Genomic DNA, 13,546 nt, shown 5'->3' with positions numbered 1-13,546 from the left:
GCGTAGCCGCGTTACGCTTCGAACTCGCAAAAGGGACGGGAGCAGGGGATGAAGAAGGGATGGGCCGCAGGCCTGGTGTCGCTGGCGCTGCTTCCGGGAGTCGCCAGCGCGGGACCTTATGGCGATGACCTCAGCAAATGCCTCGTCGCCGCGACTACGCCAGAGGACAAGGCCCTGCTGGTGAAGTGGATCTTCTCGGCGATTTCGTTGAACGAGGACATCGCTCCGTTCGTCTCGATGCCGGCCTCGAAGCGTGAGGCACTGAGCAAGGAGACCGCGGGCTTGTACATGCGGTTGATGACGGAGTCGTGCCGCAGCCAGTTGCGCGACGCCTACAGGTACGAAGGCTCCGGCGCCATCGGTAATGCATTCAACCTGCTCGGCCAGGTCGCTTCGCAGGAAATGTTCGCCGCGCCCTCCGTCGCGGCCGGCCTGGAGGGCCTGACGAGGCATTTCGACCAGACCACGCTGAATGCAGCCCTTGAGGGGAAGTAGGGCCAGCGCCCGGCCACGGCCGCACTGACGCATGGACACCAGGCAACTCAAGACGTTCTGCAGCCGCTTCCGCGGCGCCCTTCGCCGCGAGCTGGGCGAGCCGCAGAACGTGCTGATGTACCAGGTCGGCGGCAAGACTTTCGCCTACTTCAAGACCAGCGAGCCGGAGCGCTGGCGCTTCAGCATCCGGGTGACGCCCGAGCGCTTTGTCGAACTGACCGACCAGCCCGGCATCAAGCCGGCGCGCTGGATGGGGCGCTGGCACTGGGTGACGGTGGTGGACGTGCGCCGCGTGCCCGAGGACTACCTGCGCGAACTGGTGGATTGGTCGTATCGGCACGCGCTCGGCAAGCTGAGCCGGGCCATGCGGACGAGGATCGGCGCGGAATGACGAGCGCCTGGCATGGCGGCATCGCTTTGCGGTATCTGGCGCCAGCACCGCGACTCGGCATTTGCCCTTAGCATCGCCCCATCACCTGGGGAGTTCATTGCCGATGCGCCGTCTGATCCTGCCTGCCCTGATCGCCACCCTGCTGGCGCCGTGCGCCCAAGCGGGCGAGCGGCCCGAAGTCGCCGCCGCCGCGAGCGCGGTCAGGCAGAACGTCGTGCAGTGGCGGCGCGATTTCCACGAGCATCCGGAACTGTCCAACCGCGAGACGCGCACGGCTGCCGAAGTGGCCAAGCAACTGCGTGCGATGGGCCTGAAGCCGCTCACCGGCATCGCCAACCACGGCGTGGTCGCGATCATCCCGGGTGGCAAGCCGGGTCCGAAGGTCGCGCTGCGCGCCGACATGGATGCGCTGCCGGTGACCGAACAGGTCGACCTGCCGTTCGCGTCCAAGGTCACCACCACGTTCCGCGGCGACACCGTCGGTGTCATGCACGCCTGCGGCCACGACGCGCACACCGGCATCCTGCTCGGCATCGCCCAGGCGCTGGTCAAGATGAAAGCCGACCTGCCGGGCTCGGTGATGCTGGTGTTCCAGCCTTCCGAAGAAGGCGCGCCCGACGGCGAGGAAGGCGGCGCGTCGCTGATGTTGAAGCAGGGCCTGTTCAAGGACTTCAAGCCCGACGCGGTGTTCGGCCTGCACGTGTTCTCGACGCTGCAGGCGGGCCAGATCGGCGTGCGCCAGGGCCCGCTGATGGCGGCCTCCGACAAGTTCACGATCAAGGTGAAGGGCCGGCAGACGCACGGCTCGCGTCCGTGGGGCGGTGTCGATCCGATCGTCACCGCGGCGGAACTGATCGAAAGCTCGCAGAACATCGTCAGCCGCCGCACCGACATCGCCAAGCTGCCGGCGGTGGTCAGCTTCGGCGCCATCAAGGGCGGCATCCGCTACAACATCATTCCCGAAGAGGTCGAGCTGGTCGGTACCATCCGCACCTTCGACGAAGGCATGCGGCAGAAGATCTTCGCCGACCTGAAGAACGTCGCCGAGCACGTCAGCCTCGCCAACGGCGCCACCGCCGATGCCAGCGTGCCCGACCGCGACGGCAATCCGGTCACCTACAACAATCCCGATCTGACCGCGCGCATGCTGCCGAGCCTGCAGGCGGTGGTCGGCACCGACAACGTGATCGAGCCGCCGCTGCAGATGGGCGCGGAGGACTTCTCCTTCTACGCGAAGGAAGTGCCGTCGATGTTCTTCTTCGTCGGCGCCACCGCGCCGGGCATCGACCCGGTCACCGCGCCGAGCAACCACTCGCCGAAGTTCGCGCTCGACGAGTCGTCGCTCGACGTGGGCCTGCGAGCGCTGTTGCAGGTGACGCTGGATTACCTGCACGGGGCGCCGGCGGCGGCGGTGACGCAGCGCTGAGGTATTCGCGATCCGGGCAGGCTGGCAGCCTGCCCGGACGGCAACGTTGCCGTGGAGCCGGTGAGCATGCACATCTACACAAGGTTCGCGCTGTCTTTCCGCAGCTGGCATCGCCGCATGACGCCCGAGGGATCGGACCAATGGGGCGCCTGCGCCGCGCTCACCATGTTCGAGTTGCTCAATCTCTTCAGCTTGTCACTAGGGCTGGCTTTGTTCGTTCCAAATTGGCTCTACATGTCGCTCCTTGCTGCGTGCGGCGTGTCCATCTATGTCGTCAACCGGCGGATTCTCGATGCCTATCCCGCACCGCCGCACGCACGCTGGTCGGATAACGTCCCGGGACTGGGTGAGTACCCCGCCGTTTACAGCTACCTGTTTCTCAGTTTCGCCTTGCTCGCGGCTTGCATCCTGGTACGCACTTCCTGACCGGATTTTTTCGAGGGCGGCGTCCTGCAGGCCTCAACCCAGCTCCTTCACCGAGTGCGGATCGATCGAGTACGGGTGCATCTGCGCCAGGTACCCGGGCTGCGCACGCACCCGATCGATCCATTCGCGGAAGTTCGGATAAGGCGCCAGTTCGAAGCCGGCCTCGCCGGCAAGGCTGGCGTAGGCGAACACCGCGATGTCGGCGACGGTGTATTCATCGCCGGCGATGAAATCACGCGTCGACAGTTCGGCGTCGAGAATCCCCAGTGAGTTCAAGCCGGCCGCGCGCTTGGCCTCGACCAATACGGGCGCGCGGCGCGGCAGCTTGCCGGTCAGTGTCCAGTGGCGCAGTGCGCCGATCTGGCTTTCGATGCGCTCCTGCTCGAACGACAGCCACTGCCAGACCTTGGCGCGGCCGTAGGCGTCGGCGGGCAGGTAGCGCGTGCCGTCGGCCAGGTACATCAGGATCGCGTTCGACTCGGACAGCGCGCGGCCGTCGTCCAGCACGATCGCCGGCACCGTGCCGGTGGGGCTGATGGCGCGGTAGGCCGGCGCGCGACCCTCGCCTTCGAAGATGCTGACGAAGCGGGTGTCGTGCGGGATCTGCAGGTGGTGCAGCAGCTGGCGCACTTTCCAGGCGTTCTGCGAGGGCAGGTAGTCGTACAGGGTGATCATGGGGGAGGGCGATCGGGAAGCCGGGCGCCAGTGTCCCGTGGCGGGCGTGGTGGCGATATCCGATCCTTGCAGCGCGGCAGCGACCGGCGGCGCATGCCCGGCCTGCACGCCGGGGGCGGTTAAAATCGCCGCATGACCCACCAGGACCTCCCCCTCGGCCGCCACGTCGACTACCCGCGCGAGTACGACGCCGCCCTGCTGTTCCCGATCCCGCGCGCGCTCGGCCGCTCGCACATCGGCGTCGACGACGACTCGCTGCCTTTCACCGGCATCGACCGCTGGCATGCCTACGAACTGAGCTGGCTCGACGGTCGCGGCAAGCCGCGCACCGCGACCGCGACGCTGTCGGTGCCGGCGACCTCGCCGAACCTCGTCGAGTCGAAATCGCTGAAGCTCTACCTCAACTCGTTCAACGCCACGCGCTTCGACAGCGAGGAAGCGGTGCGCTCGCGCATCGCCGAAGACCTGACGCGCGCAGCGGGAGCCGCAGTGGACGTCGCGTTCGGCCTGCCGCCGATCGACGAAAGCGCGGACGGCAATGCGGTGCTGGACTGCATCGACAGTCTCGACGTGGACATCGAGGACTACGGTCCGCCGAACGCCGGACACATCGCTGCCAACCGCGACCAGATCGTCAGCGAAACGCTGACCAGCGCGCTGCTGAAGTCGAACTGCCCGGTCACGGGCCAGCCCGACTGGGCGCGCGTCGTTATCGCCTACCGCGGCCCGAAGCTCGACCGCGCCGGCCTGCTCCGTTACCTGGTGTCGTTCCGCGACCACGCCGAGTTCCACGAGCAGTGCGTGGAACGCATCTACAACGACCTGGCGGAACGCGCACGCCCGCAGCAGCTGTCGGTGGAAGCGCGCTACACCCGGCGTGGCGGCCTCGACATCAACCCGTGGCGGGCGACGCCGGGCACGCCAAGGCCCGTCGCCGGTCGCGACGAGCGCCAGTAGCCCTGCCACACCACGTCGTCGCCACCGTGACCCTGCCGAAGACGATCGTCGCAGCGCTCCTGGCCATCGCCACGCTGGCGATGCTTTCGCTGGTCTCCGGCATGCCCTACCTGGAGACGTTGCTGCCGGGCGGCCTTCCACTCGGCAACGCGCTGGCCGCGCTGGGTCTGTGCGCTGCGGCCGCAGCGGCCTTCGGACTCAGCGCACGAGGCACGATGCTGCACACCGTCTCGCTGGCGACACTCTTCGCCGCCGCCGCGTGGCTTCCGGTATCCATCGCCCTCGCGGGAAACCTGGCGCTCAACTTCGGTGGCGATCGCGGCGCCGTCTGGCTCGCGATCAGCCTTGGCGTGGTTGCGGGCGTATTCGTCGTGCTGGCCTGGGCGGTGCTCTCGGCTCTGCTTGGGCGCCGGAGCGCGAAGACGCTTCGCGGCCCGGCCTGACGTCGATGACGAACCGTCTCTTCGTTTATGGAACGCTGGCTCCCGGCCAGCCCAATGCACATGTTCTCGCCGACATCCCGGGCACCTGGGAGCCTGCGACGGTGAGGGGCCGGTTGTACCAGGAGGGCTGGGGTGCGGTGATGGGCTATCCCGGCATCGTCCTGGATGAGCACGGCGACGAGATACCGGGCTTGCTCTTCAGCGCGGACAGCCTGTCCCACTACTGGGCCCGCATCGACGAGTTCGAAGGCGAGGGATACACGCGCGTCCTGACGCTTGCCAGGCGCAACAACGGCACGACGGTGGACGCTTATGTCTATCGTCTGAGCGGCGCAGATCGGGGCGCGGATCCCGCTGCGTAACCGCAAAACGGAAGCTGCTTTCGGTGCGTTGAATCGCGGCGAAATGGTTGTGTGATTAATCACACGGCCGCAATGCTTCCTTAACAACCAGCGTGCCATGTTGCCCCTCGCCATCACGGCAAGGAGCACCCACCCCATGACCACACCGGACAAGAAAGCCGATTTTTCCGGCGTAACCAGCAAGGTCGACACCACCGCGGAAAAGGTCGAGAAGGCCGACTTCTCCGGCGTTACCGCGAGCGTCGACACCACCGCGGAGAAAGTCGCGCCTGCCGAGCAGACGTACACCGTGGAGAAGGGCGACACGCTGTCGCACATCGCCAAGCAGTTCTATGGCAAGGCCAGCCAGTGGAACGCGATCTTCGAGGCCAACCGCGACCAGCTCGACGACCCGGACAAGATCAAGCCGGGCCAGGTCCTGAAGATTCCCAACATCCAGTCGTGACCTCGCCGCAACGCGGCCTCCAGGCACGGCACGTTCCTGACACTGCAACAGGTTTCAAGGAGAGATCCCCATGTTGATTCGCAACCGTACCCGTTACGCCCTGGCCACGGCGCTGATCGCCTCGCTGGCGGTGGTGGGCTGCAAGAAGAAGGAAGAACCCGTAGCGATCACGCCGGCCCCGGCGCCCGCGCCGGTCGAACCGGCTCCGATGCCGCCGGCTCCGGCTCCGGCGATGGCGACCGTCAGCTCGGTCACGCTCGGCACGGCCGCCGGCGCCGACAAGAAGATCGCGATGCCGACGACGATGTTCAAGCCGAGCGACAAGATCATCGTCTCGATCGGCACCGACGGCACCGCCAGCAACGTCGAGGTCGCCGCCAGGCTGACCTACCAGGACGGCCAGACCGCCGGCGAGCAGAAGCAGATGCTCAATACCACCGGTGCCGAGACCACCAACATCGAGTTCTCGAACTCCAACCCGTGGCCGGCTGGCAAGTACAAGGCCGAAGTCGCGTTGAACGGCACGCCGGCACAGACCACCGAGTTCGAGGTGAAGTAATACTTCCCCACGATTCGGATCTCTCTCCGCCGCAGGGGCGGGCAAGTCTGGGCGCGGTCATGACCGCGCCCTTTTTTTGGCGGACCGTCAGCGCTTCGGGAAATCGCCGTCGACGTAGTACCAGCGGCCATCCTCGCGCACGAAACGGCTGAGCTCGTGCAGGCGCACGGCATGCGCGCCGCCGATGCGGTAGCGCGCGACGAACTCGACGATCGCGCTGTCCGGTCCAGTGACGGCGTGCCGCTTCACGTCCAGCCCGAGCCAGCGCGTAGCCGCGGTATCGCCCAGGTCAAGGTCGGCCGGCCGCGTGTCCGGGTGCCAGGTGGCCAGCAGGTAGTCGCGATGGCCCAGCACATAGGCGCTGTAGCGCGAACGCATCAGCGCTTCCGCGGTCTCCGCCTGGGCTCCCGCATGCAGTCGCCCGCAGCACGCGGCGTAGGGACGATCGGGGCGGCAGGGACAGGCGGGCATGGCGATGCGGGCGTCGGATGAACCGGGGTCGGGGGTGGATTCTCGGCGAGAGCACGCCTCTGCGACTACCATGTCCGCCCCCGCGATACCGGTTGCCCCCGCATGAAAGCCCCCGCCTACCTCGACGACAAGCAGATCGAACAACTGGCCGAACTGCTCGAACAGCGTGCGGTGCCGTTCAAGGGCTTCAACCTGGAAGCCCTGGATGGCTACCTGTCGGCACTGGCGGTATCGCCGGAGACGGTTCCGTTCGAGCAGTGGCAGGGCGCCGTGTGGGGCACGCCACCGCGCTGGAAGGACGACGAGGAGCGCGCCGAGGTCGAGGCGCTGCTGCAGGGCCACTGGAACATGGTCAGCCAGCGCGTGCGCCACGGCGATGACGACCTGCCCGACCATCTCGCACCGCTGCTGTGGCTGCCCGAGGACCCGGAGGAGGAGCAGGACGACGAGCTCGACGTTGGCCGCGACTGGGCGTTCGGCTTCTTCCGCGGCGTCGAGCTGGCCGAGATGGCCTGGGACCAGTGGCTCGACGAGGAAGAGTGGATCGACGAGATCTTCCTACGCTTCGACCGCCTCGCCAGCGGTGAGGTCGTCGGCGAGGACCCCGAGCAGCCGGGCACGCCAGTCAGCTACCGCGAACGCCTGGAGATCATCGCCTCGCTGCCGGACATGCTGGCCGACCTGCACCAGCACCGGATCCACGCCCTGACCCCGCGCGAGCCGATCCGTCGCGAGGCGACGCCGGACCGCAACGAGCCCTGCCCCTGCGGCAGCGGCAAGAAGTACAAGAAGTGCTGCGGCGCGTGAGCGGAGCGCCCAGACGGCGCCTTGGCTGAACGGTTAAGTCCCCAAGAAGCGTGTAACCGGTCACAGATCTGGCCTTGAGGCCGGATCCGTGCGATCTTGCGCCACCCCCGCGTCGATCCATTCCGCCAGCTCCGGCCGGCGGTGTCCCGGGGCCGTCCGCAGAAATCCTCGAACCGATGCTACGTACCAAGTTTTTCGTCGCCCCGGTAGGCGACCACTGGGAAGTCGCCTGCACCCTGCGCGGCCATCCCACCATCCGTTATCCCAACCGTTTCTCCGCCCTGCAGAACGCCAGGATCGCGGCGCAGGACCTGTGGACGCAGGAACGCGTCGCCTGCGAGGTGCTGGTGGACGAAGACGATGGCCAGTGGCATCACGTGGCCAGCTTCGGCGACCTGCTCGACCTGGTGGACGACGGCCTGGGCTGGGCCTACTGAAGCCCGAGCTGGCGGTCGTGCATGCGCGACCACACCAGCAGTGACAGCGCCGCGCCGCACAGGCACAGGAACATGTCCCACTGCGTGTCCCAGACATCGCCCTGCGTGGCGAGGAATGCGTCCGCCTGCGCGCCGTAGAACAACGCCGCCCACCACTCGATCAGCTCGAACAGCGCGCTGAAGCTCAGCGCCGCGGCCAGCACCAGGTAAACCAGCCAGCCACCGCGCTGCAGCGGCGTAAGGCGCAGTAGCAGCTCGCGCGCCAGGATCGCCGGAACGAAGCCCTGCATGAAGTGCCCGACGCGATCCCACGGATTGCGCATCAGACCCAAGGTATCGCGCAGCCAGAAGCCCAATGGCGTCTCGGAGTAGGTGTAGGCCCCGCCGTAGATCAGCACCAGCGCGTGCGCCGCGAGCAGCCAGCACAGCAGCCGCGTCAGCGGGAATCGGCGCCACGCCAGCACGACCAGCGGCAGGGCGGCGATCACCCAGACCACTTCCATGAACCAGGTCAGCCGGTCCTTCGGCGCGATGCCCGATGCGATCAGCGCGGCAATGACGATGGCGAGCAGCAGCCAGGCCTCATGACGCGACGGCGGACGAGCGATCGATGCGATGGCCACGAGGACTCCTGGCATGGGGGCGATGCGAGCATAGTCCGGCATTCATGGCCGATCCGGCAGTTGGTGCCACCGCACCGCGGTGATAGCGTCGCCTGCGTCCTGCCGACCGGAATCCCGCCGATGCGCAACGCCGTGCTGCCCGTACTCCTTGTCCTGCTTGTTTCGTGCAAGCCTGCAACGCCACCGGCCGCTCCGCAGCGCGAGGCCTACGATGCGACCGCACGCGCCGATGCGCGCCGGATCGAGGCGGACGTGCGCTTCCTCGCCGACGATCTGCTCGAGGGCCGCGAGGCCGGCACGCGCGGCTACGATCTGGCGGCGCTGTATGTCGCCCAGCGCATGCGCGCAATCGGCCTGGCGCCGGCCGGCGACGACGGCAGCTACTACCAGCGCGTTCCGATGCTGCGCGGCGTGCGCGTGGACAACGGCGGCGAGCTGACGATCGTGCGCGACGGCGCATCGCGCTCGCTGGCGTTCCGCGAGCAGTTCCTGCCGGGCGTCAACTTCAATGAGGCCGACGCACGCATCGAGGCGCCGGCGGTGTTCGTCGCACAGGGCGTGCACGCTCCGGAACTCGGCCAGGACGATTTCGCCGGCGTCGATGTCAAAGGCAAGATCGCGGTGCTGCTCGGCGGCGCGCCGGCGCGCTTCGACAACGATCGCCGGGCGTTCTATTCGTCCACGCGCACCAAGAACGAGGAACTGGTGCGGCGCGGTGCGGTCGGCGTGATCCAGGTACAGACCGACGACGAGCAGAAGCAGTCGCCGTGGGAACGCAGCGCCGGCAACTGGGCGCGGCCGTCGATGCGGCTGCGCGGCGCGGACGGCAAGGGTCTGGATACGTTCCCCGAATTGCGCGTCAGCGCGAGCGTGAGCGCAGCGGCAGCGGCGGCGCTGCTGTCGATGGCAGGCCACGATGCCGCGACGCTGTTCCAGCAACTGCGCGACGGCAAGCTGCGCGCGTTCGATCTCCCGGGCACCGTGCGGCTGTCGGCGCGCACCACGATCACGCCGGTGGAATCGCGCAACGTCGTCGCGCGCCTGGAAGGCACGGAACGCAAGGACGAGAACGTGGTCTTCACCGCCCACCTCGACCATGTCGGCATCGGCGCACCGGTTAACGGCGATGCGATCTACAACGGCGCGCTCGACAACGCGCTCGGCATCGCGGTGATGCTGGAAGCGGCCAACCGCCTCGCCCACGAGCCGACGCCGCCGAAGCGCTCGCTGCTGTTCGTCGCGGTCACCGCCGAGGAGAAGGGGCTGCTCGGCGCGGCCTGGTTCGCGCAGCATCCGACAGTGCCGCGCGAATCGATGGTCGCCAACGTCAACATGGACATGCCGGTGATGCTGGTGCCGACACTCGACGTCGTGCCGATCGGGCTGGAGCACTCGACGCTGCAGCCGCTGGTGCAGGCGGCGGCGAGGGAAGCGGGCGTGGAGCTGTCGCCGGATCCCGCGCCGGAAGAAACGGTGTTCGTGCGCAGCGACCAGTACGCCTTCATCCGCGCCGGCGTTCCGGCGGTGTACCTCACCGGCGGGTATCGCGGTCGCGACGGTGGCGATGCGAAGAAGAGCTACCAGGGCTTCCTGCACCACCACTATCACCAGCCGGGCGACGACGTATCGCAGCCGATCCAGTACGGCGACGCCGCGCGCCTGGCCCTGCTCAACGCCCGCATCGGCCGCGGCATCGCCGACGCGCCGGAGCGCCCGCGCTGGAACGCCGGCGATTTCTTCGGCGAGAAGTTCGGCCGGCCCACGTCCGCGCACCAATGACCTCCGGCGCATGCCGCCGGGCACTGCGCCATTACACTCGCCGCTCCAGTTCCAACTCCCCCAAGGACGCCGCCATGACCCAGTGGTATTTCGTTTCCGCCGGCAGCAGCCAGCGCGTCGGCCCATTCGACGCTGACGCCGCGCAGGCGCACGCACGCGCCCATCCCAACGACCTGTGCTGGCGCGAGGGCCTGTCGGGCTGGCAGGTGGTCAAGTCGATGCCGGAGTTCGCCGACGCGGTCGACACCACGCCGCCGGTGCTTCCGCCGCTGCCGTCGCCGGCGAGCCGCCGCAGCGACGACATCGACTACCGCATCGTCGGCAACGACATGCAGTTCGTCGAAGTCGAACTCGACCCGGGCGAAAGCGCGATTGCCGAAGCCGGCGCGCTGATGTTCAAGGACGCCAGCGTGCAGATGGACACGGTGTTCGGCGATGGCCGCCATACCGGTCAGGGCGGCGGCTTCATGGACAAGCTGCTGTCGGCGGGCAAGCGCGTGCTGACCGGTGAAAGTCTTTTCACGACGATGTTCACCCACACCGGCAGCGGCAAGGCCAAGGTCGCCTTCGCCGCGCCGTATCCCGGCACCGTGCTGGCGATGAAGCTCGACGAGCACGGCGGCCGCCTGATCTGCCAGAAGGACAGCTTCCTGGCAGGCGCGCGTGGCGTGACGGTCGGCATCTTCTTCCAGCGCAAGATCCTCACCGGCCTGTTCGGTGGCGAGGGCTTCGTCATGCAGAAGCTCGAAGGCGATGGCTGGGTGTTCGTGCACGCGGGCGGCACCGTGGTCGAGCGCGAGCTGCGCGCCGGCGAACGCATCGACGTCGACACCGGCTGCGTGATGGCATTCCACGACACCGTGTCGATGGACGTGCGTCCGGTCGGTGGCATCAAGAGCATGCTGTTCGGCGGCGAAGGCGTGTTCCTGGCGACACTGTCCGGTCCCGGCAAGGTCTGGCTGCAGTCGCTGCCGTTCTCGCGCATGGCCGGCCGCATGCTGGCCGCGGCACCACAGGGCGGTGGCCAGAACCGCGGCGAAGGCTCGGTGCTCGGCGGCCTCGGCCGCATCCTCGACGGCGACAACAACTTCTGACGAGCCCGCGGCTGAAAAGGGTTTCGCGATCTTGATTGCGCTGTGAGTGCACGGGGAACCGCGACGCGGTTCCCCCTTTGCTCCATCGGAGCACCTGGATGGCGCGCTTTCCGTTGACGCGGATACGCAGCGCGGGCAAGGTGCAGCGCGCCCAGTGACGGGCACCAATCCGAAGGGAGCTTGCAATGAAGAATGCTGTTTCGCTGGCGTGCGCCGTGGCGCTGGCCGCGCTGTCCATGCCCGTGTTCGCGGCCGAGGGCCAGGGCCATCAGGCCTTCGTCCGCGGCGAGATCGGCTCGACCGACTTCGAGGTTTCGGCCGGCGGATTCTCCGTCAGCGACGACGACACCGCGATCGGCGCGGGCGGCGGCTACTGGTTCAACGCCAACTTCGGCGTCGAAGGCAACTACACGCTGCTGTACAACCAGGAACTCGATCGCGACCTCGACTTCGACGTGTTCAGCCTCGCCGGTGGCGTGGTGGCGAAGAAGAACTTCGGCGCTGACGGCAACGGTTTCTACATCGGCGGCCGCGCCGGTCTTGCCTACGTCACCGCGCAGGTTCGCGACGGCTTCGACGTCGAGGACGACGAAAGCTCGTTCGGTCCGTACTTCGGCGTGAACGCCGGCTATGACATCAACCGCCATTTCGGCCTGGGTCTGAACTACACCCGTTATCAGGCTGATCTCGACGACGCGGACATCGACGCCGACGTCCTGTCGGTCAGCGGCGAATACCGCTTCTGATCGGTCCAGGGTGGCATTTCGCTGCAAGCTGCGACGGCTGCCTCCGGGTGGCCGTCGCCGTTTTTGCGGCACCGGTCACCCGGCATGAATCGTCCCCGCACATCTGCGCCTGCCGGGACCGACCCGGCGCCCGGGACCGGCTATGCTGCGCGCCTCGCTCGCTCCCTTCCGCCGCACGACCATGAATCCGTTCCGCCGGCTGCGCCTGCCGCTGCTGTCCGCCACCGCCCTGCTGCTCGCCGCGTGCGGCGGCGGTGAAACCGTCAAGACCGCACCGCCTCAGCCCACCGTGGTGGCGCCCGTGGCCCCGGTGGCAGCGCCGCCGAAGGTCCGCATCGGCCTCGCCCTCGGCGGTGGCGCGGCCAAGGGGTTCGCCCACATCGGCGTGATCAAGATGCTGGAAGCCAACGGCTTCCAGCCCGTGGTCGTGGCCGGTACCAGTGCGGGCAGCGTCGTCGGCGCGCTGTACGCCAGTGGCATGGACGCGTTCCAGATGCAGCAGCACGCCGTCGCGCTCGACGAGGACAGCATCCGCGACGTCAGCCTGTTCTCCGGCGGCGTGGTGAAGGGCCAGAAGCTGCAGGACTACGTCAACCAGCTGGTCGGTGATCGCAAGATCGAAGGCCTGCGCAAACCGTTCGCGGCGGTGGCGACGGAACTGGAGACCGGCAAGCGCACGTTCTTCGTGCGCGGCAACACCGGCCAGGCCGTGCGCGCATCGAGCAGCATCCCGGGCGTGTTCGAGGCGGTCGCGATCGGCAAGTCGCATTACGTCGACGGCGGTGTGGTCAGCCCGGTGCCGGTGGATGCCGCGCGACAGCTCGGCGCCGACTTCGTCATCGCGGTCGACATCTCCAGCAAGGCCAGCGGCAAGAATCCGGGCAGCGTGCTCGGCAACATCAACCAGTCGATCACGATCATGGGCCAGAAGCTCGGCCAGCAGGAACTCGCGCGCGCCGACATCGTGATCCGCCCGCAGGTGCTGGAGATCGGTGCGGCCGATTTCGAGCAGCGCCACAACGCGATCCTGCAGGGCGAGAAGGCCGCGCTCGCGGCGATGCCACAGATCCGGGCGAAGATCGCGCAACTGCAGAAGTCGCGACTCGATGCCGTCACCGCGGCCGCCACGGCCAGGGCGCGCGCCGAGGAAGCCGCGCGACTGAAGGCGCAATGCGAGGAGTCGCAGAAGAGCTGGACGCGCGTGATCAAGCGCGACGATCCGGCGTGCGCGGGCGTGAGCAACTAAGCCGCCACCGCCGTCCTGGAACTCCGTCATGAAGCGCCCGCCATCGTGCGGGCGTTTCCGTTTCAGGCTTCCCGCGTTCATTGTCCGTGAAGGTGACCGCTTTGCTGCTCCTGCGGCGTTGCGTGGAGATGCGTTCCCTGAAGCAGGGCACCTCGCCCAGGAGT

18 protein-coding genes are annotated in these 13,546 nt (G+C 67.7%); 15 read left to right on the top strand and 3 right to left on the bottom strand.

Going from position 1 to position 13,546, the window contains the following annotated elements; genetic code table 11:
* The first annotated feature begins 48 nt into the window (after nucleotides 1–48).
* The 4 genes from IU514_RS04590 (at nucleotide 49) to IU514_RS04575 (ending at nucleotide 2,738) form a co-directional block, all read left to right on the top strand.
* Nucleotides 49–495 (top strand): hypothetical protein, encoded by a 447-nt coding sequence (locus IU514_RS04590; protein ID WP_194929895.1) that lies wholly within the window; start codon nucleotides 49–51, stop codon nucleotides 493–495.
* 31 nt (nucleotides 496–526) lie between these two features.
* Nucleotides 527–886 (top strand): MmcQ/YjbR family DNA-binding protein, encoded by a 360-nt coding sequence (locus tag IU514_RS04585; RefSeq protein ID WP_194929894.1) that lies wholly within the window; start codon nucleotides 527–529, stop codon nucleotides 884–886.
* A 103-nt stretch (nucleotides 887–989) separates the two neighbouring features.
* The gene (locus IU514_RS04580) at nucleotides 990–2,312 is read left to right on the top strand and encodes a M20 family metallopeptidase (RefSeq protein WP_194929893.1); all 1,323 of its coding nucleotides are present in this window, start codon (nucleotides 990–992) and stop codon (nucleotides 2,310–2,312) included.
* A gap of 66 nt (nucleotides 2,313–2,378) precedes the next feature.
* Nucleotides 2,379–2,738, top strand: a complete 360-nt coding sequence (locus tag IU514_RS04575) for a hypothetical protein (RefSeq protein WP_194929892.1) — start codon at nucleotides 2,379–2,381, stop codon at nucleotides 2,736–2,738.
* A gap of 33 nt (nucleotides 2,739–2,771) precedes the next feature.
* Here IU514_RS04575 and IU514_RS04570 read toward each other — a convergent pair whose 3' ends face one another.
* Nucleotides 2,772–3,413, bottom strand: coding sequence for a glutathione S-transferase family protein (locus IU514_RS04570; protein ID WP_194929891.1), 642 nt, complete (start codon nucleotides 3,411–3,413; stop codon nucleotides 2,772–2,774).
* A gap of 132 nt (nucleotides 3,414–3,545) precedes the next feature.
* Between IU514_RS04570 and queF the strand changes: the two genes are divergently transcribed.
* The 5 genes from queF (at nucleotide 3,546) to IU514_RS04545 (ending at nucleotide 6,179) form a co-directional block, all read left to right on the top strand.
* Nucleotides 3,546–4,370 carry an NADPH-dependent 7-cyano-7-deazaguanine reductase QueF gene (gene queF, locus IU514_RS04565; RefSeq protein WP_194929890.1) on the top strand — a complete coding sequence of 275 codons (825 nt, stop codon included), beginning with the start codon at nucleotides 3,546–3,548 and terminating at the stop codon, nucleotides 4,368–4,370.
* A 26-nt stretch (nucleotides 4,371–4,396) separates the two neighbouring features.
* Nucleotides 4,397–4,813 (top strand): hypothetical protein, encoded by a 417-nt coding sequence (locus tag IU514_RS04560; protein ID WP_194929889.1) that lies wholly within the window; start codon nucleotides 4,397–4,399, stop codon nucleotides 4,811–4,813.
* 5 nt (nucleotides 4,814–4,818) lie between these two features.
* Entirely contained in the window at nucleotides 4,819–5,175 is a 357-nt protein-coding gene (locus IU514_RS04555; protein ID WP_194929888.1) for a gamma-glutamylcyclotransferase family protein, read from the top strand.
* 136 nt (nucleotides 5,176–5,311) lie between these two features.
* Nucleotides 5,312–5,620 carry a LysM peptidoglycan-binding domain-containing protein gene (locus tag IU514_RS04550; RefSeq protein ID WP_194929887.1) on the top strand — a complete coding sequence of 103 codons (309 nt, stop codon included), beginning with the start codon at nucleotides 5,312–5,314 and terminating at the stop codon, nucleotides 5,618–5,620.
* A gap of 70 nt (nucleotides 5,621–5,690) precedes the next feature.
* On the top strand, nucleotides 5,691–6,179 hold the full coding sequence (locus tag IU514_RS04545) for a hypothetical protein (protein WP_194929886.1): 489 nt from the start codon (nucleotides 5,691–5,693) through the stop codon (nucleotides 6,177–6,179).
* An 87-nt stretch (nucleotides 6,180–6,266) separates the two neighbouring features.
* Here the strand turns inward: IU514_RS04545 and IU514_RS04540 are convergent, their stop codons facing one another.
* The gene (locus IU514_RS04540) at nucleotides 6,267–6,650 is read right to left on the bottom strand and encodes a YchJ family protein (RefSeq protein WP_194929885.1); all 384 of its coding nucleotides are present in this window, start codon (nucleotides 6,648–6,650) and stop codon (nucleotides 6,267–6,269) included.
* 102 nt (nucleotides 6,651–6,752) lie between these two features.
* Between IU514_RS04540 and IU514_RS04535 the strand changes: the two genes are divergently transcribed.
* Together IU514_RS04535 and IU514_RS04530 are read left to right on the top strand one after the other, a co-directional pair.
* Nucleotides 6,753–7,457, top strand: a complete 705-nt coding sequence (locus IU514_RS04535) for a UPF0149 family protein (protein WP_194929884.1) — start codon at nucleotides 6,753–6,755, stop codon at nucleotides 7,455–7,457.
* Between the two features lie 176 nt (nucleotides 7,458–7,633).
* Nucleotides 7,634–7,894, top strand: a complete 261-nt coding sequence (locus IU514_RS04530) for a hypothetical protein (protein ID WP_194929883.1) — start codon at nucleotides 7,634–7,636, stop codon at nucleotides 7,892–7,894.
* Here IU514_RS04530 and IU514_RS04525 read toward each other — a convergent pair.
* Entirely contained in the window at nucleotides 7,888–8,517 is a 630-nt protein-coding gene (locus IU514_RS04525; RefSeq protein WP_324187778.1) for a DUF2238 domain-containing protein, read from the bottom strand. The two genes, IU514_RS04530 and IU514_RS04525, sit on opposite strands and share 7 nt — an antisense overlap.
* A 120-nt stretch (nucleotides 8,518–8,637) precedes the next feature.
* On the opposite strand from IU514_RS04525, the gene IU514_RS04520 reads away from it, so the two are divergent.
* The 4 genes from IU514_RS04520 (at nucleotide 8,638) to IU514_RS04505 (ending at nucleotide 13,382) form a co-directional block, all read left to right on the top strand.
* Entirely contained in the window at nucleotides 8,638–10,296 is a 1,659-nt protein-coding gene (locus IU514_RS04520; protein ID WP_194929881.1) for a M28 family metallopeptidase, read from the top strand.
* 74 nt (nucleotides 10,297–10,370) lie between these two features.
* The gene (locus tag IU514_RS04515; RefSeq protein ID WP_194929880.1) at nucleotides 10,371–11,390 is read left to right on the top strand and encodes a TIGR00266 family protein; all 1,020 of its coding nucleotides are present in this window, start codon (nucleotides 10,371–10,373) and stop codon (nucleotides 11,388–11,390) included.
* 185 nt (nucleotides 11,391–11,575) lie between these two features.
* Entirely contained in the window at nucleotides 11,576–12,136 is a 561-nt protein-coding gene (locus tag IU514_RS04510) for an outer membrane beta-barrel protein (RefSeq protein ID WP_194929879.1), read from the top strand.
* A gap of 181 nt (nucleotides 12,137–12,317) precedes the next feature.
* Nucleotides 12,318–13,382: a patatin-like phospholipase family protein gene (locus IU514_RS04505; protein WP_194929878.1), complete on the top strand. Its 1,065-nt coding sequence runs from the start codon at nucleotides 12,318–12,320 to the stop codon at nucleotides 13,380–13,382.
* The last annotated feature ends 164 nt before the right edge of the window (nucleotides 13,383–13,546 follow it).

The sequence above is a fragment of the Lysobacter niastensis genome (assembly GCF_015453285.1).
Lineage (GTDB): Bacteria > Pseudomonadota > Gammaproteobacteria > Xanthomonadales > Xanthomonadaceae > Lysobacter_J > Lysobacter_J niastensis.
This window is presented reverse-complemented; position numbering and strand designations above follow the sequence as displayed.